This window comes from Mesobacillus persicus (genome assembly GCF_900109925.1).
Lineage (GTDB): Bacteria > Bacillota > Bacilli > Bacillales > Cytobacillaceae > Mesobacillus_B > Mesobacillus_B persicus.
The window spans coordinates 189,894-211,444 of sequence record NZ_FOBW01000009.1 but is presented as its reverse complement, the minus strand read 5'-3'; the positions used below and the strand labels follow the sequence as shown (position 1 = coordinate 211,444).

The 21,551-nt window shown below is 39.8% G+C and carries 20 protein-coding genes and 1 tRNA gene; 5 read left to right on the top strand and 16 right to left on the bottom strand.

Annotated features, from left to right (window positions below; all coding sequences use genetic code 11):
- Positions 1 to 520: 520 nt before the first annotated feature.
- Positions 521 to 799, bottom strand: a complete 279-nt coding sequence (locus BMX30_RS14165) for a hypothetical protein (protein ID WP_090746861.1) — start codon at positions 797 to 799, stop codon at positions 521 to 523.
- A 235-nt stretch (positions 800 to 1,034) separates the two neighbouring features.
- Positions 1,035 to 3,254 carry an MMPL family transporter gene (locus BMX30_RS14160; RefSeq protein WP_090746858.1) on the bottom strand — a complete coding sequence of 740 codons (2,220 nt, stop codon included), beginning with the start codon at positions 3,252 to 3,254 and terminating at the stop codon, positions 1,035 to 1,037.
- Positions 3,255 to 3,381: 127 nt separating this feature from the next.
- Between BMX30_RS14160 and BMX30_RS14155 the strand changes: the two genes are divergently transcribed.
- Positions 3,382 to 4,020: a TetR/AcrR family transcriptional regulator gene (locus BMX30_RS14155; protein ID WP_090746855.1), complete on the top strand. Its 639-nt coding sequence runs from the start codon at positions 3,382 to 3,384 to the stop codon at positions 4,018 to 4,020.
- Between the two features lie 123 nt (positions 4,021 to 4,143).
- On the opposite strand, the gene BMX30_RS14150 is transcribed toward BMX30_RS14155, so the two are convergent.
- The 4 genes from BMX30_RS14150 to BMX30_RS14135 all read right to left on the bottom strand — a co-directional run bounded on the left by BMX30_RS14150 (position 4,144) and on the right by BMX30_RS14135 (position 8,243).
- Positions 4,144 to 4,216: transfer RNA gene (locus tag BMX30_RS14150), tRNA-Val, on the bottom strand.
- 401 nt (positions 4,217 to 4,617) lie between these two features.
- Complete coding sequence (locus BMX30_RS14145) at positions 4,618 to 6,576, bottom strand: TRAP transporter permease (protein ID WP_090746852.1); 1,959 nt, start codon at positions 6,574 to 6,576, stop codon at positions 4,618 to 4,620.
- Entirely contained in the window at positions 6,563 to 7,096 is a 534-nt protein-coding gene (locus BMX30_RS14140) for a DUF1850 domain-containing protein (RefSeq protein ID WP_244532601.1), read from the bottom strand. The genes BMX30_RS14145 and BMX30_RS14140 overlap by 14 nt, the downstream gene beginning before the upstream one ends.
- Positions 7,097 to 7,241: 145 nt before the next feature.
- Positions 7,242 to 8,243, bottom strand: a complete 1,002-nt coding sequence (locus BMX30_RS14135) for a TAXI family TRAP transporter solute-binding subunit (protein WP_090746850.1) — start codon at positions 8,241 to 8,243, stop codon at positions 7,242 to 7,244.
- A gap of 403 nt (positions 8,244 to 8,646) precedes the next feature.
- Here BMX30_RS14135 and BMX30_RS14130 point away from each other — a divergent pair, with 403 nt between their 5' ends.
- From BMX30_RS14130 to BMX30_RS14115, 4 genes are all read left to right on the top strand, one after another.
- On the top strand, positions 8,647 to 9,375 hold the full coding sequence (locus tag BMX30_RS14130; RefSeq protein ID WP_170843892.1) for an alpha/beta hydrolase: 729 nt from the start codon (positions 8,647 to 8,649) through the stop codon (positions 9,373 to 9,375).
- A 94-nt stretch (positions 9,376 to 9,469) separates the two neighbouring features.
- Positions 9,470 to 9,979 carry a YjcG family protein gene (locus BMX30_RS14125; RefSeq protein ID WP_090746844.1) on the top strand — a complete coding sequence of 170 codons (510 nt, stop codon included), beginning with the start codon at positions 9,470 to 9,472 and terminating at the stop codon, positions 9,977 to 9,979.
- A gap of 6 nt (positions 9,980 to 9,985) precedes the next feature.
- On the top strand, positions 9,986 to 10,417 hold the full coding sequence (locus BMX30_RS14120) for a GNAT family N-acetyltransferase (protein WP_090746840.1): 432 nt from the start codon (positions 9,986 to 9,988) through the stop codon (positions 10,415 to 10,417).
- Between the two features lie 183 nt (positions 10,418 to 10,600).
- Entirely contained in the window at positions 10,601 to 12,916 is a 2,316-nt protein-coding gene (locus BMX30_RS14115; protein WP_090746836.1) for an ATP-dependent helicase, read from the top strand.
- 147 nt (positions 12,917 to 13,063) lie between these two features.
- Here BMX30_RS14115 and spoVIF read toward each other — a convergent pair whose 3' ends face one another.
- From spoVIF to BMX30_RS14065, 10 genes are all read right to left on the bottom strand, one after another.
- A complete protein-coding gene (gene spoVIF, locus BMX30_RS14110; protein ID WP_090746833.1) occupies positions 13,064 to 13,318 on the bottom strand; it encodes a sporulation-specific transcription regulator SpoVIF in 255 nt (84 codons plus the stop codon).
- Between the two features lie 159 nt (positions 13,319 to 13,477).
- The gene (locus BMX30_RS14105; protein ID WP_090746830.1) at positions 13,478 to 14,461 is read right to left on the bottom strand and encodes a quinone oxidoreductase family protein; all 984 of its coding nucleotides are present in this window, start codon (positions 14,459 to 14,461) and stop codon (positions 13,478 to 13,480) included.
- Positions 14,462 to 14,478: 17 nt separating this feature from the next.
- A complete protein-coding gene (locus BMX30_RS14100; RefSeq protein WP_090746827.1) occupies positions 14,479 to 15,258 on the bottom strand; it encodes an enoyl-CoA hydratase/isomerase family protein in 780 nt (259 codons plus the stop codon).
- 61 nt (positions 15,259 to 15,319) lie between these two features.
- Positions 15,320 to 16,099, bottom strand: coding sequence for an SDR family NAD(P)-dependent oxidoreductase (locus BMX30_RS14095; protein ID WP_090746823.1), 780 nt, complete (start codon positions 16,097 to 16,099; stop codon positions 15,320 to 15,322).
- A gap of 19 nt (positions 16,100 to 16,118) precedes the next feature.
- Entirely contained in the window at positions 16,119 to 16,880 is a 762-nt protein-coding gene (locus BMX30_RS14090) for a 2-phosphosulfolactate phosphatase (RefSeq protein ID WP_090746821.1), read from the bottom strand.
- Between the two features lie 65 nt (positions 16,881 to 16,945).
- Positions 16,946 to 18,016, bottom strand: a complete 1,071-nt coding sequence (locus BMX30_RS14085) for a phosphotransferase family protein (RefSeq protein WP_090746818.1) — start codon at positions 18,014 to 18,016, stop codon at positions 16,946 to 16,948.
- A gap of 41 nt (positions 18,017 to 18,057) precedes the next feature.
- Entirely contained in the window at positions 18,058 to 18,459 is a 402-nt protein-coding gene (locus tag BMX30_RS14080; protein ID WP_090746816.1) for an acyl-CoA thioesterase, read from the bottom strand.
- An 86-nt stretch (positions 18,460 to 18,545) separates the two neighbouring features.
- Positions 18,546 to 19,112 carry a TetR/AcrR family transcriptional regulator gene (locus BMX30_RS14075; protein ID WP_090746890.1) on the bottom strand — a complete coding sequence of 189 codons (567 nt, stop codon included), beginning with the start codon at positions 19,110 to 19,112 and terminating at the stop codon, positions 18,546 to 18,548.
- 220 nt (positions 19,113 to 19,332) lie between these two features.
- A complete protein-coding gene (locus tag BMX30_RS14070) occupies positions 19,333 to 20,943 on the bottom strand; it encodes a long-chain-fatty-acid--CoA ligase (RefSeq protein WP_090746813.1) in 1,611 nt (536 codons plus the stop codon).
- Positions 20,944 to 21,380: 437 nt separating this feature from the next.
- Entirely contained in the window at positions 21,381 to 21,512 is a 132-nt protein-coding gene (locus tag BMX30_RS14065; RefSeq protein ID WP_090746810.1) for a YjcZ family sporulation protein, read from the bottom strand.
- Positions 21,513 to 21,551 lie beyond the last annotated feature (39 nt).

Here is a 21,551-nt window from a genome sequence, read left to right as displayed (position 1 = left end):
CCGAGTTGCCGTAATATATCAGTGTGTAACGTGCCATGGTCACCGACTCCGAGGAAGTTGTTATTCTCTCGCCATTTACGAGAATAACAATATTGCCTTCTACACTCCTGAGTGCATCGGCCTTCCCAACTAACGCGAAATTTCGAAGCTCAATCCCTTCAACCTAACGGCTTACGGCCCATTACCTAGCTGTCTACGCTTAAAAGCAGAGTGTTACCACCTGCCCTCCAAGACTCGCTACGAGTGAATGGCTAATTCTTTCTCGACGGGAATCCCACCCGCTATATAATTACGACCTATGCTCGGTCGCTCCAGGAGTCTTCGCCGCCTTCCACTCCAATCAACAGTGTCCTATACTTAGTTTAAATTCAAAAGGCTTTCCCATTTGTTTATGAAACATAAAAAACGACTCTAAATTCTGGTTTTGAATTTCAGAGTCGTTTTTTGATTCAAGAGATTATTTTCTCAGAGATCCGAAGGTTCTTCAGTGCCCTCCAATAAGTTGGGCAGTCTTAAAAGGTTATTTCTTTTTAGGCATAAATTCATCAGCAAACTCCGTTATAGCTGCAAGGCTAGGCATTTGACCATTCTTTCCAAGTTCAAAGCGGTTCATCATATTTTTCATCGTATTATCCATATTCATGTTCCTGTTCCTAACTAAACCAACTACCGTAGCACTAGTTAATCCTAGTCCCAACAATGACAATCCTACTATACCGTTGTTACTCTTTTTCTTTCCAAACATATTTAAAACCATTCGTGTCCTGCGTGTATTAAAAAGAGATTTCATCCAATTCAAATTTAGACACTTCCCCTATCGTAATTTGGAAAGCACAATTTTATCCTTCCATAGTCTAAATATGTACAATTGGCATGGCGATGATGCTGGCAATGCTTGTTTTAATATTTCTTATTAGCAAAAAAGTGGTCCTATGGGAGTGGTTTACCCGGCTCTTCTATTGGTGGTTAATTGGTATAATTTCATATAAAAAAGGACTGTTTTCAACAGTCCAAATCGTACATCCAATATGATATTATGCCTCTTCCTTCTCCCCATCTTTTTTCTTCCACAGCTCTCCTGGCCAGAAAGAGAACCTTCCAAGTGCCGTTGTAATGGCCGGTACTAGAAGAGGTCTGACAATAAAGGTATCTAACAGTACCCCAATCGCTGTAACGGTTCCAAATTGCACCAGTACCTGAAGAGGCAGTACCGCTAAGACTGCGAACGTCCCAGCTAGAATCAGTCCTGCAGAAGTAATCACACTACTAGTTTCCTCGACCCCCTCAGAAATTGCCTTTTTCAACGGCATCTTCTTACGGTTTTTCCAAATGCTCGAAATCATAAAAATGTTATAATCTCCTCCTAGAGCCACTAGGAAGACAAACGCGTATAGAGGAATTAAGCCTTGCATCGCCTCTGCTCCGTATCCGTAATGAATGACGAGCCAGCCTAGTCCAAGGGCCGATAAAAATGATAATCCCACAGTAAGTAACAGATAGAGCATCGCAGGTATGGAGCGTAAATAAACTACTAGTAATATTGCCATGATTCCCAAAACAACAGGAATAATGATATTTTGATCACGACTTGTAATTTGTTCAGTATCATACAACGTTGCCGTTTCTCCACCTAGCCAAACTCGTGCTTCCGCTTGAACGACACCTGCATCTTTCAATACTGCTTCTGCTTGACTCTTTAATTCAGGTATTGCAACAATCGCCTCATTTGAGTAAGGATTTATAGATAGAACAACGCTGTATTCCTTGATGTTTGCATTCCGTTCACCAACTAATGGTTCACTTACCTTTTCCACATAAGGTAGTGTAGAGAGAAGTTCCTCAATGGAAACGTCATGCCCGTCTGTATCGATCAACAGTTGAACCGGTGCAATCTCCCCCACAGGATAGTGCTCCGCAATAATGGTATTTCCTTCTCTAGACGGCATATCCTCTGGAAACGATTCAAATACACCATACGTATAGTCAATTTTGGGGACAAAGGCTGCGAGTACACCCAAGAAAATGACTGTGATTATAATAATGAACCATGGTTTACTCGTAACAATTCGTCCCGCTGTTCTACTGAACGCGCTTCGATAGTTTGGTCTGCGCACGGGTTTACCTCGTTTTGCCTCTAGCTCTTGGTACATCGATTCCGTTCTAGGAATAAACGGGAAGAACGCCACTCGACCCAGTATAGCTAGAATCGCTGGTAGCAAAGTGAGCACAGCAATCCCCATAATGATAATTGCCACACTAAAAGGAACCGCAAATCGGTTGTAGGATGCGTATTGTGCCAAGCTTAAAGTAAGCAGTCCCAATGCCGTAGTCAAAGCACTCATCATAATGGCCCCGCCTGAATTAGCAATCGCTAGATGAAGCGCTTTGTATTTATTCGGTTCAAGCTGTAGCTCATCCCGATATCTTGACACAAGAAAAAGACAATAATCCGTTCCTGCACCAAAAAGGAGAACGGTCATAATAGAAATCGCCTGTGCATCCACAACAATCCATCCATTGCTTGCTAAATAACCAAGTAAAGGACTAATGAGTCCGTAGGCAAATCCCACTCCAATCAACGGTACTAATGCCAAAATAATTGAACGGTATAGAATAATTAATAAGAACAAAACCAGCACGACTGTTGCAATCAATAATGTCACATCGGCTTGACTGAAAAGAGCAGTAGCGTCTGTCTGAATGGCTATAGGTCCCGTAAAACGCACATGTAAACCATCGTCAGATAGCTCCTTTGAAAAAGCCTCATCACCAACAAGGGTATTTATTTTTTCGTTTAATAAATCCAGTGATTCCTGTAACTCGTCCACAGATGCCTCTGTATTGTAAAAAATTGGTGTTGATAGAGCCTCACCATCTTCAGAAGCCACTTGAAGTAATACTTCTAGGGGCATACTTCCAAAATCAGGGACCATCGACTGATAATCGAGAGGTTTCTCTTTTAGATCTTGGTAAAACGCTTGAACGTGTTTAAAGTCTCCTTCATTCAACCCACCATCACGATACCATACGACCAATAAGGGCACACCGGTTTCATTCGGGAACTGTTCCTCAGCAATTCGTTCCGCCTCCACAGACATTGCAGAATCTGGAAGTAACTGACTTGAGTTTGTTTCCTCACTATTCACTTGTGGCCACATAAAAGATAATAAACCTACAATAAGTACCCATATAACCAATGTCAGCCATCGACTTTTAGGTCCAACGACCGACTCCACCAGTTTCTTTAAAGACATCCTCTTCTCTCCTTTTAACACAAATGAAAAACTATGCCCTTAAATTATATATACTGGTAAGTTAATTATCAATGTTTATCTCTAAGTGCTATAATAAAGTAGATTTAACTGTAAGGAGAGGACAAACTTGACAGAGAAGAACAGACGCTCACTCGGAAGACCTCGTTCAAGTGAACAAACAAAACCTACAAAAGAAGTTATCCTCCATTCAGCTTTAGAGCTGTTTTTAAGTAATGGGTTTCAGAATGTTTCTTTGGATGATGTTGCAAAAAAGTGTAACGTGACAAAGGCAACAATCTACTATTATTATGATAGCAAAGCCACTCTGTTTACTGATGCAATGGTCCAACTCATGTCTCGAATTCGCGGATACATGTTAGAAATACTTCAAGGTTCTGAGCCACTAAGACAAAGACTATATCGTGTCACAGAAGCTCATTTAAGAGCTACTTTGGACATTGACTTAGATAGTTTTCTAAGAGAAGCAAAGACCTCCTTGACTAGGAAACAACTTGAGGACATGCATAAAGCTGAGTCAAAGATGTTTGATGCTTTAAAAACGGCTTTTAGTGATTCAATCAAAACTAAAGAAATTCCAGAGATTAATATAGATTTTGCCGTTCAAAGCTATACATCTTTACTAAAGGTTGGTAATTATCGAAACCCAGATCAATCAGGCCTGTTTCCGACAATTGAAGAAGCAGCCAAACAGATAATGGAATTCTATTGGAATGGACTTTTTCCTAATAAAACACAAAAACAGTGAAATCAGCACAAAAAGGAGTTTGGGTTAGACTTAGTATTAAAGAAGCAACAAATTTGATTGAAAACACAACAAAAAAGACCATAAAAACCTTTATACTAAGGTTTTTATGGTCTTTTTTAGTGATGATTCCGACTGGGTTCGAACCAGCGACCTCTACCCTGTCAAGGTAGCGCTCTCCCAGCTGAGCTACGGAATCAAAGTGATAATAAAAGTCCTAGAGAGGACATAAATAAATATATAATGTTTTGTTACAAAAGTCAACATTTATTATAACCGGTACATGAACAAAAGTGCAAGCGCCTTGAACAACCCCGTGAGTCTTGACGGATTGTACGAAAAGCGGAGGCGACTGTACAGGGATGACAAGCATAAGACGCGCCCTGTAAGAAGGTGCTTTTTACCTTCTGAAAGGGAGTGGCTTATGTCTTCGCATCCCTAGGAGCCGCAGCTAAACAAGCTTATGACCCGAGGGGCTAGGTGCTGGAGCTGGATGCAAAGAACGAACACAATTATCCACACCCCTAACCTTTATAATTTCCTAAGCATAAATAAAAACGGAAGCCCTATTTAGGACTTCCGTTTTAAATTTGATAAAAGTCAACTAGCAGTTCCTGGCTGTGCAGGCTCATTACGTTTGAACATAAATTGTAAGGCGAGCAATAGGATAAACAAGCCTAAACCTATTATATCTGTCATGCCTTCTGGATAGATCAGCATGATTCCAGCGACTAGCCCTATGACCCTTTCATACGCGTAAAGTTTTCTAAACCAGAAACCAATAATACCTGCCCCGATTGCCGTCATACCTGAAATGGCTGTAAATACGACCCATATTAAGTAATACCAAGTAGTATCAATCATTAGCAGTTCTGGTGATAGAACAAACATATATGGAATGATAAAGGCGGCAATTGCAAGCTTCGCTGAATTAACCCCGGTTCTGAGCGGTTCCCCGCCTGATACCCCGGCTGCTGCAAATGCTGCAAGTGCAACTGGAGGCGTAATATCAGCAATGATTCCAAAGTAAAATACAAACAAATGCGCAGAAAGATCAGGTACTCCAAGTAAGATGATTGCTGGAGCTGCGATTGTTGAGGTAATAACATAATTGGCGGTCGTTGGCGACCCCATCCCTAAAACAATTGCTGCCACCATCGTCAACATGAGCGTTGGAATAAGAACTCCACCAGCAAGGTCTAATAGTCCATTAGCTAACTTTAGTCCCAAACCTGTTTTTGTTACCACACCAACAATTATACCCGCAGCTGCTGTTGCAGCAGCAACACTAAGAGCCGTACGAGCACCATCTACTAAGGCGTCAATCATATCTTTGAATCCAATTCTTGTATCTTTTCTAATCATACTTACTAATATCGTAATCAAAATGGACCATAATGCCGCGCGCATGATACTCATTCCACTTACCATTAATAAGATAACCGCTAAAATTGGAAGCAAGAGATAAATCTTTTTGAGTACTTCTTTTCGGTCTGGCAATTCTTCGTCAGTCATCCCACGAAGACCGACTCTTTTCGCTTCAAAATGAACCATAATCCAAATACCAGTAAAGTATAACAAAGCTGGGATTGTAGCAGCTTTTGCGATTTCCCAGTAAGTGATGCCGCCACCAATAAATTCAACCATTAAGAATGCAGCTGCTCCCATAATAGGTGGCATCAACTGTCCACCGGTTGACGCTGCAGCCTCAACTCCACCAGCAAATTCCTTACGATAGCCAAGCTTTTTCATCATTGGAATAGTGAATGATCCAGATGTTACTACATTGGCAACGGAACTCCCGCTTATCGTACCTTGTAGGGCACTAGAAAAAATCGCAACCTTCGCAGGTCCACCAACCCTTTTTCCTGCAAGTGAAACAGCTAAATCGTTAAAATACTGCCCTACACCTGTTTTTACAAGGAAGGCACCAAATAATAGAAATAAGAAGATAAAGGTTGACGAAACTCCTAGTGGCGTTCCCAAAATACCTTCTGTTGTATAAAACATTGTTTGTACAAGCGTTTCTAAATCAAGCCCCCGATGCGCAAGGAACCCTGGCATATAAGGACCGTACAAAGCATAAACCATGAAAACGGAAGCAATGATGGTGATTGGCAATCCTACCGTTCTTCTTGTCGCTTCAAGCACAAGCAAGATAGCGGCCAAGCCCATATAAAAGTCTACATCGGTAAGACGCCCTACCCTATTAACTAGTTCATCAATCATTAGAGGCCAGTATGCCCCAACTGCAACTCCTATAACGGCCAGTAAGATGTCATACCAGGCAATTTTACTCTTTTTTAGATTCTTTTTGCGTGCTGGAAACAGCAAAAAAATAAGGGCTAATGCAAATCCCAGGTGAACAGACCGTTGGATTTGGGCTGTGTATACCCCAAAGATGGCTGTATAGAGTTGAAATAAAGAAAAGGCTAGCAAACCAAAGAACACAATCCAGCCAAATATCCCTTTCAACTTCCTAGTTGCAGCCTCAGGATCGTATTTTTCTAATAATTCCTGCTGCCGTTCTTGTGACAGTGATCCTTCATTTGTCGTCAAGGATATTCACTCCTTTCAATTGTTGGATAAAACTCAGTGTTTTTACATGAATACGCACACGACTTCCAGGTTCATTATAGTTCGATAATGGGTAGGAATGATTCTGAAAGATAAGAGTATGATTTGCCCTTACCTGACCTATACGTAAAATAAATGAAGGAAATTTCCTTTGCATGTTTTTAATATAAAACTTCCCGTCTTTAATTTCAAAGGTCTCCCCCTCAGAAGCACCTGCTGGCATTCCGACAGCAAACTCCTCGTATTCCAATTCGTATTGCTGAATTTCATTCTGTTTTGTCACTCTATAACTTTCAATAACATCTGTTAAATGAATGGAATGTTTATATTTTATCTTAAATGTCTCCCCCGTGGATATCGGAATATAGGAGAGCTCATCATTTTTTTCAATTTGTAGGAAAACAAGAGCTTGTTTATACGGAATGAACATTAAAATGATGATGATAATTGCGGTGAGGAGTATCAGAACGAAGGTGATGTTTCTGTTTTTACTAAAAATCACATAGCTCCCGCCTATCTAATCTCTAAAAAGGGTCTCACTAACAAAAGAAAATAAATTTGAAAAGTAAGAATATGCCTTTAAGAATAATTGACCGGGCACAGAACCCTTATATAGGGACTATGTCCGGTCAAATGGCTGTTATTAATTACTCAGCCGTGATACCTTGCTCATCAAAATACTTCTGTGCTCCAGGGTGTACGTCAATTCCAACACCATTAAGAGCCTTATCTGCACTGATTTGCTCTGCTTTTGCATGTGTTACTTGATCAAGGTTTTCAAAAATAGATTTCGTAATGTCATAAACCACTTGTTCTGAAAGATCACTACTTACAACTAGCATCGCTTGAACAGCAACAGTTGGTACTGCACTTGCAAGCTTATAAGTTCCTGATGGAACTTCATCTTTAGTGTAATATGGATATTTCGCAATTAACTCTTCCGCTTTTGCCGCTTCAACAGGAACAATTACAACTGTTTCTGTTGCTGAAAGTTCTTCAACTGCACCAGTTGGAGTTCCTGCAGTAACGAAGGCAGCGTCAATGTTTCCATCTTTAATTCCATTTACTGATTCATCAAAGCTTAAATCTTGTTTTTGAATATCTTCAAGCGTAATGCCATGAATTTCAAGAATTTGCTCTGCATTTGCTGCTGTTCCAGAACCAGGAGCACCAATGGATACTTTCTTCCCTTTTAAATCTTCAACAGATGTGATTCCAGACTTTTCTGTTGTTACGATTTGGATTGTTTCAGGATAAAGAGTACCAATCGCTTGAATATTTTCTACAGCATTTCCTTCAAACATTAGCTTTCCTTCAGTTGCATATGATGCAATATCCGTTTGAGTAAAGGCAATTTCACCTTTTCCATCCTTTAATGATTGCATATTTTCTGCAGAAGCACCCGTAGTCTCAGCATTTGTATCGATTCCTGTAGCGTCAGATACGATATTTGCAAACGCTCCTCCTAGTGGAAAGTATGTACCACCAGTTCCACCAGTCAAGATACTCATAAACTTAGGTGCGTCATCTGTCTTTTCTTTTTCGTCAGTGTCTGTTCCACCCTCTTCATTCCCGCCACCACAGGCAGCAAGAAACATTGAGAGCGCCAACATTAAGATCGTTGTCAATAAAAACTTCTTGTTTTTCATCAAAAAACCCCCTTTTAAAAATAAAGATACTCGTTTTTATTCTATCATAAATATAAACAACTTTGTCAATTTAAACTATTGACTAAAAGACCGTTATCCATTCTCATCTATCAGAAAAAATAGAATTAAGAACCTAGATATAAGATTTTTCATCTTGCTTATGCTAAAATTTTTAAAGAAGCAATTTTACCTTTTATGTAAAGACTCTTTCTCAAACATTTGCTGTCAGAGCTTATATAGAATTTCACAGCTAGGTTTTCGTTGAAAATTTGCTATGGATTTGAGAAAAGAGCTTGCACACTTAGACTGAAAACACTAAATAGGCATTTCAGCGTTAAAACCGGCTTTAGGATTTCAACAATAATCTTTACGAACACAGCCTAAGGAAAAAGGAGGTACAATAATGGACTTTCCTCGAGGAACAATAGAGGAACTAAACTTATTCAGTTATTCCCTTGGGGAAGAGATGACCTTACTTGTCTATCTTCCTTCGACATTCTCGTCCTTATATAAATATACTGTCCTGATTGCCCAGGATGGTCGAGATTACTTTCAACTTGGGCGAATAGGCCGCACGGCAGATGAATTGCTCGCAAACCAAGAAGTCGAAAACCTTATTATCGTTGGTGTCCCATACAAGTCCGTTGAAGACCGCAAGCGAAAGTATCATCCTAACGGCGACCAGCACGAAGCTTATATTCGATTCCTTGCCCATGAGCTCGTTCCATTCTTAGACGAAGAATATCCAACGTTTCAAATGGGAATGGGCAGAGGGTTGATAGGTGACTCTTTAGCGGCTACCGTTTCCTTGATGGCAGCTCTAGAGTATCCAAATACGTTCGGTCATATTATTCTACAATCTCCTTATGTAGATGAAAAGGTACTAACTAGTGCTAAGGAATTCCATGACACAGGACTATTGAATATCTATCATACGATTGGGAATAAAGAAACTGAGGTTAAAACAACTGATTACTCAAAAAAGGACTTTTTATCTCCCAACCGCGAACTATCCGTAATCCTCAAGGGACATAAAGGCACCTATCATTATTCTGAATTTGAAGGTGGCCATTACTGGACACACTGGCAGCCAGATATAAAGCTTGCGTTAAAGAAATTATTTGCTAAATAGCTAAATATCATACTTGTATGAAAGAACTGTTATAATCGCGGGTAAACAAATACCCACAATAATGGCAGAAAAAATAGTAATTGGAGGTTATGATATGAAATTTGGCGTTGTGGTATTCCCATCAAAAGCAATTCAGGACTTCGCAAATTCTTACAGAAAACGGTATGACCCGAATTACGCTTTGATTCCACCCCATCTCACTCTAAAAACTGGATTCGAAGCGACGGATTTGGAAATTCAAGATATCGCAAAAAAAATCCATGAAATTGCAAAGAACTACACCCCCTTTTCTCTTAGGATTTCTAAGTTCAGTTCCTTTGCTCCAGTCAATAACGTCATTTACCTAAAAGTAGAACCGACTGAAGTGCTCGAGCAATTGCACCATGATTTAAGACTCACCTTTAGCAGCGGCCAAGAATACAATTTTGTCCCTCATATTACCATCGGCCAAAACCTATCAGATGATGAACATTCTGATGTGTATGAGTCCCTAAGAATGAATAAGATTGGGTTCGAAGAGATGGCTGATCGAATTCATTTATTATATCAGTTAGAAAACGGCTCTTGGACCGTATATGAAACATTTCGAATCGGAAAGGATTAGTGAGTAATGGAAGTAAAGGTTGTTAGTAACGATAAAGAACTAAATGATGCATTTTGGGTAAGAAAGGAAGTCTTTGTTAAGGAACAAAATGTTCCAGAAGAAGAAGAAATTGATCAATATGAGGACTCAGCGAGTCACTTTGTACTATACAGCAATGGCGAACCTGCTGGTGCAGGTCGTTTCCGCATTGTCGATGGTCTAGGCAAGGTAGAACGCATCTGTGTTTTAGACTCTCAAAGAGGGACTGGAGCAGGTAAAGCCATTATGGAGAAAATTGAGCAACATGCCCAAACACAGGGAGTCTCTGCTTTAAAGCTAAACGCACAAACACATGCAATCCCTTTCTATAGTAGACTTGGCTACGAGGTGATATCTGAGGAATTCCTTGATGCCGGTATTCCTCACAAAACAATGAAAAAAGAGATAAAGGGCCTTTAAAAAGGGTCCTTTATTTTTGGAATGTGGTTTATCGTAGTTGTTGACTCCCGCTCCAATCACTGTATCGAGGATTTAACAAAGTACTGAAACACAACCAAACTTTTATGAAATACTCTTTTTCATTCTCCCGACATTCTGATATGATAGAGTCTATCTGATTTTTGATAATAAAGAGGGATTTCTATGAAGACCGCTTTCTATAAAAATAGTAAAATTAGCCTAGAAAACATCAACCGTGAGGATTATCAAACGCTGTATGACGATGGAAAAAGAGGCTTTTTATCATGTTCGGTATGCGGAGAGTCTGTTCGGTTATACCTTGGAATACAGGAACAACCTTTTTTCTATCACCACATTAAAAAGAACACCCCTTGTGAGGAATCCACAAGTGAATCCTCTCCCCGCGAATCAAACAATTCGTTTCGCGTACAAGATGGCTTTCGCCTTCCAAAATCAAGAGCAGTTTTAACAACAGAACCTGAAGCCGCCACCTTCCAGCACCATCAGGTGTTAAAAATACAACGTCCTTTTACAAAAACTAAAAGGGTAGAAACAAACAATCAGGAGTATGGGTATATTAAGGAACTTAAAAATGCAGGGATTCGTTTCGACGAAAATCAGGAGCAAGCAGTTATTAACACAGAGGGACCACTGCTAATTTTAGCTGGCGCTGGAAGTGGTAAAACGCGGGTTCTTACAGCTAGAACTGCCTATATGCTGGTCGAGCTTAACATCATTCCTAATCGAATCATGCTAGTTACCTTTACAGCAAAAGCTGCAGCAGAAATGAAAAAAAGACTTATTAGCTACCCTGGACTTGAACAGGCTCAGATTCAGTCAATTGTTTCTGGAACGTTTCACAGCATATTCTACAAGATACTTCTCTTCCACCATCGTCAAAAATGGTCTGGGGAAAATTTATTAAAAATGGAATGGCAGCGGGAACAGATTGTACGAGAGGCTGGACGAAAGTTAGGCCTCGATGATAAGGAGTTCGCCTATGATTTAGCACTCCAACAAATTGGGTTATGGAAAAACATGCTATGTTCCCCCGGACAAGTGAAACCGGCAGACCCTTGGGAAGAAAAGGTCTCACTTTTGTATAGGGATTACGAAGCTGTAAAAGAAAGAAATGGGCTTTATGACTTTGATGACATGTTGTTAGGCTGTTACCGTCTATTCAAGGATCAACCGCACCTCCTAGAACAATATCAAAATCGTTTTGATTATTTTCTCATCGATGAATTTCAAGATATAAATAAAGTACAGTATGAACTAATTAAAATGTTATCTGCACGCACCAAAAATGTCTGTGCCGTGGGAGATGATGATCAGTCGATTTATGCTTTTCGTGGAAGTGATCCTACCTATCTTCTAGAGTTTGAAAAAGACTTTCCTGGTACAAATAAGGTTATCTTGAACCAAAATTACCGCTCTCCCCATGAGATTGTCGAAACGGCTAATACAATTATCGTGGCCAATCAACAAAGATTTGCAAAGGAAATGAAGGCACAATACTCCATTTCTACCAAGCCAGTCGTTTTTTACCCTTACGATGAGGAAGAGGAAGCGACAATGATACTCACCGATATTCAAGAAAAAATAAAACGCGGGGCAGAACCAGCTGATTTCGCTGTACTATTCCGTACCAATACAGCAAGCCGAGCGATTTTTGAAAGACTCGCCACCTCCAGTCTCCCCTTTAAAATGGATCAAGATATAGAATCATTTTATGAAAGATTTATGGTGAGAGGAATTTTAGCCTTTTTCCGTTTAAGTCTTGATGAAGATAATGGAGACGCGGTTAAAAATATCTTACCTTCCCTGTTCCTTAAACAATCTGTTTTCCGAGATCTTCAGGCTGAAAGTATTCTAAATGACTGCTCTATGCTTGAAGCATTGTCCCATGTGAAAACAGGGTTTGCTTTTCAAGAACAAAAATTAAAGAAACTCGTTCCCATTGTCCGTTCACTCTCTTCTCTTAGTCCCGTTATAGCTATTGATCGTGTGGAGAAAGATTTAGGCTTCCAGGATTTCATGAAAAAGCGCGGCAGTGAAGGGAATAAGTGGGAAAAGGGATCGGATGATATTCGTGACCTAAAGGTTGCAGCCAGACACACTAAAAACATTCGTGAGTTTGTTGAACATGCTGACCATATGATAGCAATGAATCGGGAAATTAAAGAGCTTGGAAAAAAGAGAGGAAATGCAATCATCCTAAGTACAATCCATCGAGCAAAAGGACTTGAATACAAGTATGTATACGTATTAGGTACGGTTGAAGGTGGTATCCCTCATGATTTTGCTTTAGACTCATTTAGAAACGGAGAACTACAGCCCCTTGAAGAGGAACGTCGCCTTTTATATGTAGCGGTCACACGTGCAATGGAACAACTTTATCTCTCGGTGCCACTGCATAGGAGAGGAAGAAAAGCCAATCCTTCTCGTTTTATAACAGGGTTAAGAAAGGAACTTCAATCAAAGGAACCCGTAAAGTAAAAGGGCACTTCGCTTTGCTAGTTCTCTAGTGCTTTGTATAATATTGCCCGTAAGAGGCTAATCCCAATAAAAATAGGCGTGAATTAATTCACGCCTACTTACAAGTACTGGACCTTTATAAGTATAACCATGGCCCTTTAACCTTCATTATTTTTTATTTAGCATTTTAGAAATTTGATTAATGTCTAACTGCTTTCCATCCTTGACAATCGATTCAACAATTTTATCTTCCATTTCCTGAGATACTGGTTTATTGGCAATTTGTGATACTCTGCGGATGACACCTCGAACCGTTTTTTCATCTTTAAAGTTTGCGTTTTGGAGGGAATTTGCTAATTCAAAAATATCCTTCATATTAACGCCTGTTTTCTTTTCAATATTTTTGAAGAAATGATTATCCATTAAAACATCACGCCCCTTTTTGAACTACTCTTATACTATGAAAGAGATACAAAAAGGTGAAAAAGAGCCAAATGAAAAGCACCTCCAAATTTTAGTAATGTCTAAAATTCGAGGTACTGCCCATTATGGCTCTTTTTTTTATTAGTATTAAGCTAACTTTTACTTACCTGCTGGCTCTAGTACCAATTTACCTACCGTTTTTCTTCCTTGGAGTAATGTGTGAACCTCCTGAGCCTGCTCTAAAGGGAATGTCCCACCAATTGTTAGTTTCAGCTTTCCTTCAACTACATATTGAAAAAGTTCTTTGGTACTTGGCAAAAGAAGTTCTGGTCTTCTCATAATTTGTGGTAAGAAAAATCCAATCACAGACTGGTTTCTAGCCATTAAGGAAGATGGATTAAACTTACTCTGCTCGCCACTTGCTACACCAAAGACTACTAGTCTACCAAAAGGGGCCAAGCACTTTAACGTCTTGTAGAAGATCTCGCCTCCTGCCATTTCTAAAGCAACATCCACTCCCTTTCTGCCAGTTGCCTCAAAAACCTGCTTTTCCCAGTCTTCCTCCGTGTAATTAACTAACACATCCGCACCCATTTCACGTGCTAGTTCCAACTTCTCCGCCGTACTAGCAGTGGCAATAACTTTTCCAGCCCCAAAAATCTTCGCTAGCTGAACAGCTATCGTTCCAACGCCCCCTGCAGCTGCATGAACTAGAACTGTTTCACCCTTTTCAAGCCTTCCCATTGTTTTTAAAACATGGTAAGCGCTTAATCCTTGTAATGGTAGAGCTGCAGCCGTTTGATAATCAATCTGATCTGGGAGAGGAATCAAAGACCTCTCATCGGCAAGCACATACTCTGCATAACCACCCGACTCAAGTAAAGTTACAACCCTTGTACCAGGTTTGATAGTAGTTACTTCTTCTCCAACCTCTGTAACAACCCCAGCAACTTCAGCTCCTGGAATATATGGCAATGGCGTTGGAACTACATACTGCCCCTCGCGTCTAGCAGTGTCGGCATAGTTAACTCCAACAGCATGAACCTCAATAACTACATTTTTCCCTGTCGCTACTGGCCTCTCAGCGTCAATTAAATTTAATACTTCCGGGCCACCATATTCTTTAAATTGTATTGCTCTCATATCAAATTCTCTCCCCACTATTTTCCTGTAAAAACAGGATTCCTTTTCTCTTTAAATGCTGCTACTCCTTCTTGATGATCATCTGTTGCAATCATCATGGTTTGAGTAATTCTCTCTTGTTCTAATATTTCTTCGAGTGTGGCAGTAAAGGAGTGATCCACAAGCTTTTTCATCATTCCATATGCACGACCAGGACCATATGAGAGTTTTGTAGCAAATTTTAGAGTTTCCTCCTCTAATCTTTCAGCTGGTACTAGGGCATTAATTACCCCTAGCTGATACATCCGCTCTGCTGGTACCGGTTCTCCGCTAAAGAAGAATTGCTTTGCTAAATGAGGACCAATTAGGCGCGGAAGGAAATAAGAACCGCCTCCATCAGAAATAAGCCCAACCTTGGAAAAACTAAGCGCAAATTTACTATCTTCAGCCGCAATAATTAGATCGCAGGCAAGCGCTAGATTAAATCCTGCACCAGCAGCAAAGCCATGTACAGCAGCAATAATCGGCTTCTCTGTATTTCTCATAGTAAGAATTAAATCGTTTAGTCGCCCAATATGATCGTACGTATGCGTTGGGGTGGCTTGCCCCATCCCTTTTACATCCCCACCTGCACTAAAAGATCTGCCAGATCCGGAAAGAACAATCACTTTCACACCCTCATCTGTTTGAGCCTCTTTTATAGCTGTTGTCAGCCCGAGTATCATCTCTGGACTAAATGCATTCAGACTTTCGGGACGATTAAGCTTTAATGATAAAATCCCACTCTCTCTACCTATCAATAAATGTTCTCCACTCATTGTCATTTCCCCTTTATTAAAATAGTTTTTTATTATTGTTTTAAAAAAGAGTATTACCTATTTACTTAATTAACCAACCGCCATCTGCGAGCACATCGGATCCTGTCATATAAGATGCTTCGCTTGAAGCGACAAAGGTAATAATGTTCGCAATCTCTTCGGCCTTTCCAACTCTTTGTAAGGCTGTGTTCCGCTCAATCGCTTTCACGAATTTATCGTTTTGTAATCCCTTTTCTGTAAGAGGAGTTTCAATAAATCCTGGTGATACAGAATTCACCCTAATACCATAAGGGGCCAATTCAAGCGCTAATGATCTTGTTAAATTAATGACTCCTGCTTTCGCGGCACTATAATGTGGGATCGCTGCACCGGCCTGATGCCCAGATAAGGAGGCAACATTAACAATCGAGCGGTTATCCTGACTTCTGCTCCGTTCCGCCCCATTGACCATTAATCCTCCCAGAACCTTTGCTGTGAGAAAGACGCTTTTAAGATTAACCTCTTGTATTCGGTCCCATTCTTTTCCATCCATCTCTAGTATTTTTGTATTGCTAGAACCTCCAGCGTTATTAATTAGGATGTGTAAATCTCCATATTGCTGTTCGATGTATTGCCTTAATTCAACAAGGTCCTCTTCATCTGTAACATCCGCGGTAAAAACCTCAGCAGCAGGGATTTTCTGAGTTGCATTGATTTCACGTGCTGCAGCCTCTAATTTTGATGTTGTCCTCCCTACAAGGATGACCTTCGCACCTTCAACAGCAAGGCGGGCTGCAGCCGCTTTGCCAATTCCACTTCCAGCACCTGTTACTACAGCAACACAATCTGCAAATCTAGTCATCTTTTACCCACCTCATCTTCTAATCTTTATTCTGATAAGCGACTTTCTTTTTCGAAATAATGAATTTTCCATCTACAAGAATTGGAACAAGATTAACTGACCCTTTTTGTGCAGCTAATCTTAAATCTATGTCACCCTCATGACGGTTGAACATTCGACCTACTAGTGCAGAGGATAAGATTTCCTTTGATTCTTCCTTTCTTGCCTGATAAAACAACAATGCTGCCAATGCTGAATCGGTTAAATCAAATTCACTTAAACTTTCACCAGTGAGGCAATCAATAAAATGGCCTGCACCATAAAAATCTTCTAAACTAAACCCACTTGAATTTCCAGAACAAACGACAACAATCGTATCAGTTTCCTTCTCCTGGCGTACTGCTTCTGCAACAGACGGATTATTTATAAGCGAAGCAATAAAAACTCGTTTTGCAGGAGATGCTTTTCTAAGTGCAACAGTTCCATTAGTAGTTGATAGAATTAAGGTTTTATCCTTTATCATCGTTGATATCAAAGAAGGACTTGGATAGACAAAGCCATCTATCGGCTTAGCGTTTAACTCCCCAGCTATCACACATTCGGTTTTCGAGTATGATTGAGAAACCTCAAGAGCCTCCCTGCTATCCATAACGGGTATTACTTGCTTTGCCCCATCACGGAGGGCTGAAGTAATCGTCGTTGTTGCTAATAAAACATCCAGTACTACAGCAATCTTACTGCCTGCTTCTATTTTTTCTTCATTTAAATCTTCCTTCTTTAATAGAAGGTGAATTTTTTTCATAGATGCACCTCTTGTTCATTTGAATTTCCAATACTGCATGTTCGGTAAGTCGGTAGGCGTCCTTACTACTTACTAAATGCTACATGGGTGCCGTAAATAATTAGGTTCCGGACAGTCTCATTAAATTTAGAAAACCTTTCATCACTTGTTTGCCCTTTTTTATATCTGTAGTAAATTTGCTGAAGAATAACTGCAAGTTTAAAATAAGCAAAGGTTAGATAAAAGTTTATATTTTCCACATCGCGCCCGCTCTTTTCTGCATATCTTTCAATGAATTCATTTCTGGTCAAAAACCCAGGATAAACGGTAACGGATGGTTTGCTAAAACCCTTTTTTAGGAGATCTGGATCATCTGACTGTACCCAGTACCCTAGAGCTACACCTAAATCTGCTAGCGGATCTCCGACCGTCGTCATTTCCCAATCGAATAAGCCGACCATTTCAGTTAGTTCATGGTTAAACATGGCATTATTGAACTTATAATCATAGTGGATTATGGATGCTTCATGTTTCTTAGGGCTATGCTTTGCTAGCCACTCTGTTAGTAGGTCCGCTTCCTTAATCTCATCTGTTTTAGCTCGCTGATAACGATTGATCCAGCCATGCACCTGTCTTTCCATAAACCCTTCAGGCTTCGAAATTTCCCCAAGCCTTGTTTTTTTGTAATCGATGGAATGAAGTTCGGCAAGTCGATCGACCATGATTTCTGACAGCCTTTTTCCTATCTCTTCCGTTGGCTTAATGGATTCTGGAAAAGAGGTATCCAAGACAATTCCGTGCTTTCGCTCCATTAACTGAAAAGGACTCCCAACAATCGTCGTATCATCGGAAAATAAAATAGGATTTGGCGCTGGAGAAAACAGCGGATGAATTTCCGAGATAATCTTGTGCTCCCTCTCCATATCATGCGCCTTTGGAGCAACAGGGCCAAGTGGAGGTCTTCTAAGTACAGCTTCCCAATCCCCCATTTTTAACTGATAAGTTAAATTGGAGTGACCAGCAGAAAATTGTCTAATCTCTAGACGTTCATATGGAAGTCCATCGATGTTTTTCCGTAAAAACCACTCAAGTGCTGTTAAATCCAATTCTTCACCTTGCCGTACCGGTATTGTTTCTTCTCCGATTTTATGACTCATCGTATCTCCCCTTCCGGATATTATAAAGAAAATTCAGTCTTTTATTGATAGACTAAATGCTTAGATAGGCCTTCACTAAATGATTCTGGAATCTGAGTACTTTTTTGAAGTTCAAAGTCAAAATATACCATCACAGCATTCCCTTTGGCAATGAGCTCTCCTGTCTGCGAACAAATGATTTCATGCCCTAGTTCGAAGCTTTTATTCCCTATTTTTGATACAAAGGTTTTTATCGTTAAGATTTGGTTAAAGTATCCTTGGTTGACAAAGTCAAGCTTTGTGGAAGCAAGAATAAAGTTCCAGCATTTAATATTCATGTTATATCCTAGAGTCTCAAAAAAGCGAATCCTTGCTTCTTCAAGATAAATAAAATAACTTGCATTATTAACATGGCCAAGAGCATCCGTTTCACCAAACCTTACGGTCACACTGATTTCTTCCATCCGGACTTCCCCCCTTCCTTAAATACTGACCAGTTGGTATGTTCGTGTTATAAGTAAGCGGAAGAAGGCCCTTCTTCCGACTCACTTTAGTGACCAGCAATACCGTTTAGGATCATGTCTACAAACATATCAGATACTTCCTTAGCAGACATACTCCCACCCGTTTTAAACCATTGATAACTCCAATTCGTTACTCCAAGAATCCCCAGGGCTATGATAGGGGCGTTTAAATGATTCTTAAACTCTCCCTTCTCGATTCCCTTTTTGATTAATTCCTCAATATTGATCCGGAACTGATCACGCAGCGGAATAATTTTTTCAAGATGCTCAGGCTTTAAATTTTTCATTTCTCGGAAGAAGATTTTTGCACTTTGTCCTTGGATATCAATATTCCCTATGAGCATGTGCACGATTTCAGACAGTTTGGCTTTACAATTATTTTTATCATTATGAAGAATTTTTTCCTGATTTTCCACTAGGTTCTTTATATATTTATAGTGGATATCCATCAGTAATTCTTCTTTACTCGAAAAATAATAATAAAATGTACCTTTCGTGACCCCCAAAGAATCTACAATATCCTGTATAGAGGTCTCACTAAAACCTTTTTTCTCGAAAAGGCGAATGCTTTGTTCTGTTATTTTCTCTTTCACTCTTACAGCCCCACAATCTTTCTGTTTTCTGAAAGCATTATACCACAACAGCATTCGCCGAATCCTAGGTGAACTCTTAATTTCTCCATTTTGAAACAAAATGTTCATTTATTTGGAAAAGTATATAATCTATGCTCTGTTAAGCAATTATGTTGATTTTGTAATCAACAACATCCTAAACAGAACCAAAACCTAAAATGGTATTCCAGCTACGTGCTGCCTATTTATTTCTCACTTCGTCCCTTAATGCCCTACGCAAGATTTTTCCTACAGCAGTTTTTGGTAGTTCTTCACGGAACTCAACAATTGATGGTACTCGATAAGCAGCCATGTTCTCTCGGCAATATTTAATAATTTCCTCTTCTGTAGCGGATTTCCCGGCCTTTTGAACAATAACAGCCTTAACCGTTTCACCTCGATAAGGGTCTGGTACGCCGATAACCACGGCTTCTTGAACAGCAGGATGTTCATAAAGTACCTCTTCTACATCGCGAGGATAAATATTATAGCCACTAGCAATAATCATATCCTTTTTCCGGTCAACAATGTAAAGATACCCCTGTTCATCTACCCTACCAATGTCACCAGTATGAAGCCAGCCATTTCTCAAAGTCATCGCGGTTTCTTCCGGCAAGTTCCAGTATCCTTTCATAACCTGTGGTCCCTTAATGATAATTTCACCAAGTTCACCAACTGGAACTTCGTTTTCACCATCAGCAAGGTCAACTATTTTATAATCTGTAGAAGGGAACCCAATCCCAACACTACCTGGTTTCCTATCCGCAAAATGTGGATTACAATGGGTAGTTGGGGAAGCTTCTGATAACCCATAACCTTCTAGAATTTTCGAACCGGTTTTCCCTTCGAATTCTTTCATTAATTCAACCGGCATCGGTGCACTCCCACTGTTACACGTACGAATACTATCAATCCCATACTGCTCAGCATTTGGATGATTGGTAATCGCAACATACATAGTAGGAACACCTGGGAAAATGCTTGGTTGTTCTTGCTTAATTGTATTCAGCACTTCTTCCAAATCAAACCTAGGTAACATGACAGATTCAGCGGCTGTGTAGATAGAAAGGTTCATACAAGAAGTCATGCCGAATACATGGAAGAGTGGAATAACTGTTAAACATTTTTCTTGACCAACGTTCATTTCATCCTTGAAAAATTCATATGATTGAAGAACATTGGCAAGGATATTACGATGTGTTAGCATCGCTCCTTTTGAGCGCCCTGTCGTCCCTCCAGTATATTGTAGGATAGCAATATCATGTTCAGGCTCAAGTTCTACTGGGGTAAACGGTTGTTTCGCACTAGCCATAAAACTTTCGAATGTATAATCCGCACCAAAATTTTGTTCAGAAGGTTGAAGACTAACTACAATCACCTTTTTTAGGTTTGTATTTGGTTGAACATTTTTCACTTTTTGATAGAGGGCATCTAACACAATGATTGTCTCTGTACCAGAATCATTTAGAATATGATCTAGCTCACGTTCTACAAGCATAGGGTTAATCTGAGTTACAATTCCACCAGTTGATAGAATCCCATAATAAGAAATAACATACTGAGGGCAGTTCGGAAGCATAATAGCCACTCTGTCACCTTTTTGAACTCCATTTGACTGAAGAGCTGCAGCGAACCCGGTAACAGCCCCATTGAGTTCACGATAAGTTAACTTCCTACCAAAAAAGGATAATGCATTATTATCAGGATAATTTTTTGCCGTTTCTTGAAGCATTTCTGGAAGAGATTGGTTTGGTAACTCCAGTTCCTTGGCAACTGTTTCGGGGTAAAGGTCAAGCCATTTTCTTTCGCTCATGTGTAATTCCCTCCTATTTTTTGGACCTTCTTTGTGCTGTGCTCCACATAGCATAGGTACCATTCATCCGCCTTACTATGTACACGCTTACATTTTCGGTTGTCATCCTAAAGGATTCTTCTGAGTTGTTAACTAACCAGTTGGTATGCATATATATTTTAGTATACTTGATTATCTGAAATATTCAACCATTATTCTAAAGATTCTAATAACTAATTTCTATAAAAAAATTTCCAAACATAATTGCTTTTAGAGACTTAAAGAGGTCACTGTGCAAAAATTTCATTGAAACAAAGTTTAGGGATCAGAAAAAGACTGGAAACACAGTAGAGCACACTAAATAGCTTTCTCTACGTAAAATAACAACAGCCTTATGAAAACAGCGTAAAAAAAAACCGTTCTTCGATTAGAACGGTTTTACTATCATAGGCCTCACATTAATACCAACTAGCGCCTACAATAATTAACAAGATGAACAATACAACGATCAGTACGAAGGTTGATCCTCCGTAATAACCAGCGCCAGCGCCGCCGTAGCCATAGCCACCGTAGCCGCAACCAAAGCCCATTTCACTCACCTCACTTTACTGTTAGTCAATAACAATATA

Coding starts and splice junctions, on each gene's coding strand:
- BMX30_RS14125 (WP_090746844.1), top strand. CDS start 9,470: ATGAAATTTGGCGTTGTGGTATTCCCATCAAAAGCAATTCAGGACTTC.
- BMX30_RS14100 (WP_090746827.1), bottom strand. CDS start 15,258: ATGAGTGGAGAACATTTATTGATAGGTAGAGAGAGTGGGATTTTATCA.
- BMX30_RS14105 (WP_090746830.1), bottom strand. CDS start 14,461: ATGAGAGCAATACAATTTAAAGAATATGGTGGCCCGGAAGTATTAAAT.
- BMX30_RS14130 (WP_170843892.1), top strand. CDS start 8,647: ATGGACTTTCCTCGAGGAACAATAGAGGAACTAAACTTATTCAGTTAT.
- BMX30_RS14070 (WP_090746813.1), bottom strand. CDS start 20,943: ATGAGCGAAAGAAAATGGCTTGACCTTTACCCCGAAACAGTTGCCAAG.
- BMX30_RS14065 (WP_090746810.1), bottom strand. CDS start 21,512: ATGGGCTTTGGTTGCGGCTACGGTGGCTATGGCTACGGCGGCGCTGGC.
- BMX30_RS14160 (WP_090746858.1), bottom strand. CDS start 3,254: ATGTCTTTAAAGAAACTGGTGGAGTCGGTCGTTGGACCTAAAAGTCGA.
- BMX30_RS14120 (WP_090746840.1), top strand. CDS start 9,986: ATGGAAGTAAAGGTTGTTAGTAACGATAAAGAACTAAATGATGCATTT.
- BMX30_RS14135 (WP_090746850.1), bottom strand. CDS start 8,243: ATGAAAAACAAGAAGTTTTTATTGACAACGATCTTAATGTTGGCGCTC.
- BMX30_RS14085 (WP_090746818.1), bottom strand. CDS start 18,016: ATGAGTCATAAAATCGGAGAAGAAACAATACCGGTACGGCAAGGTGAA.
- BMX30_RS14115 (WP_090746836.1), top strand. CDS start 10,601: ATGAAGACCGCTTTCTATAAAAATAGTAAAATTAGCCTAGAAAACATC.
- spoVIF (WP_090746833.1), bottom strand. CDS start 13,318: ATGGATAATCATTTCTTCAAAAATATTGAAAAGAAAACAGGCGTTAAT.
- BMX30_RS14090 (WP_090746821.1), bottom strand. CDS start 16,880: ATGAAAAAAATTCACCTTCTATTAAAGAAGGAAGATTTAAATGAAGAA.
- BMX30_RS14095 (WP_090746823.1), bottom strand. CDS start 16,099: ATGACTAGATTTGCAGATTGTGTTGCTGTAGTAACAGGTGCTGGAAGT.
- BMX30_RS14080 (WP_090746816.1), bottom strand. CDS start 18,459: ATGGAAGAAATCAGTGTGACCGTAAGGTTTGGTGAAACGGATGCTCTT.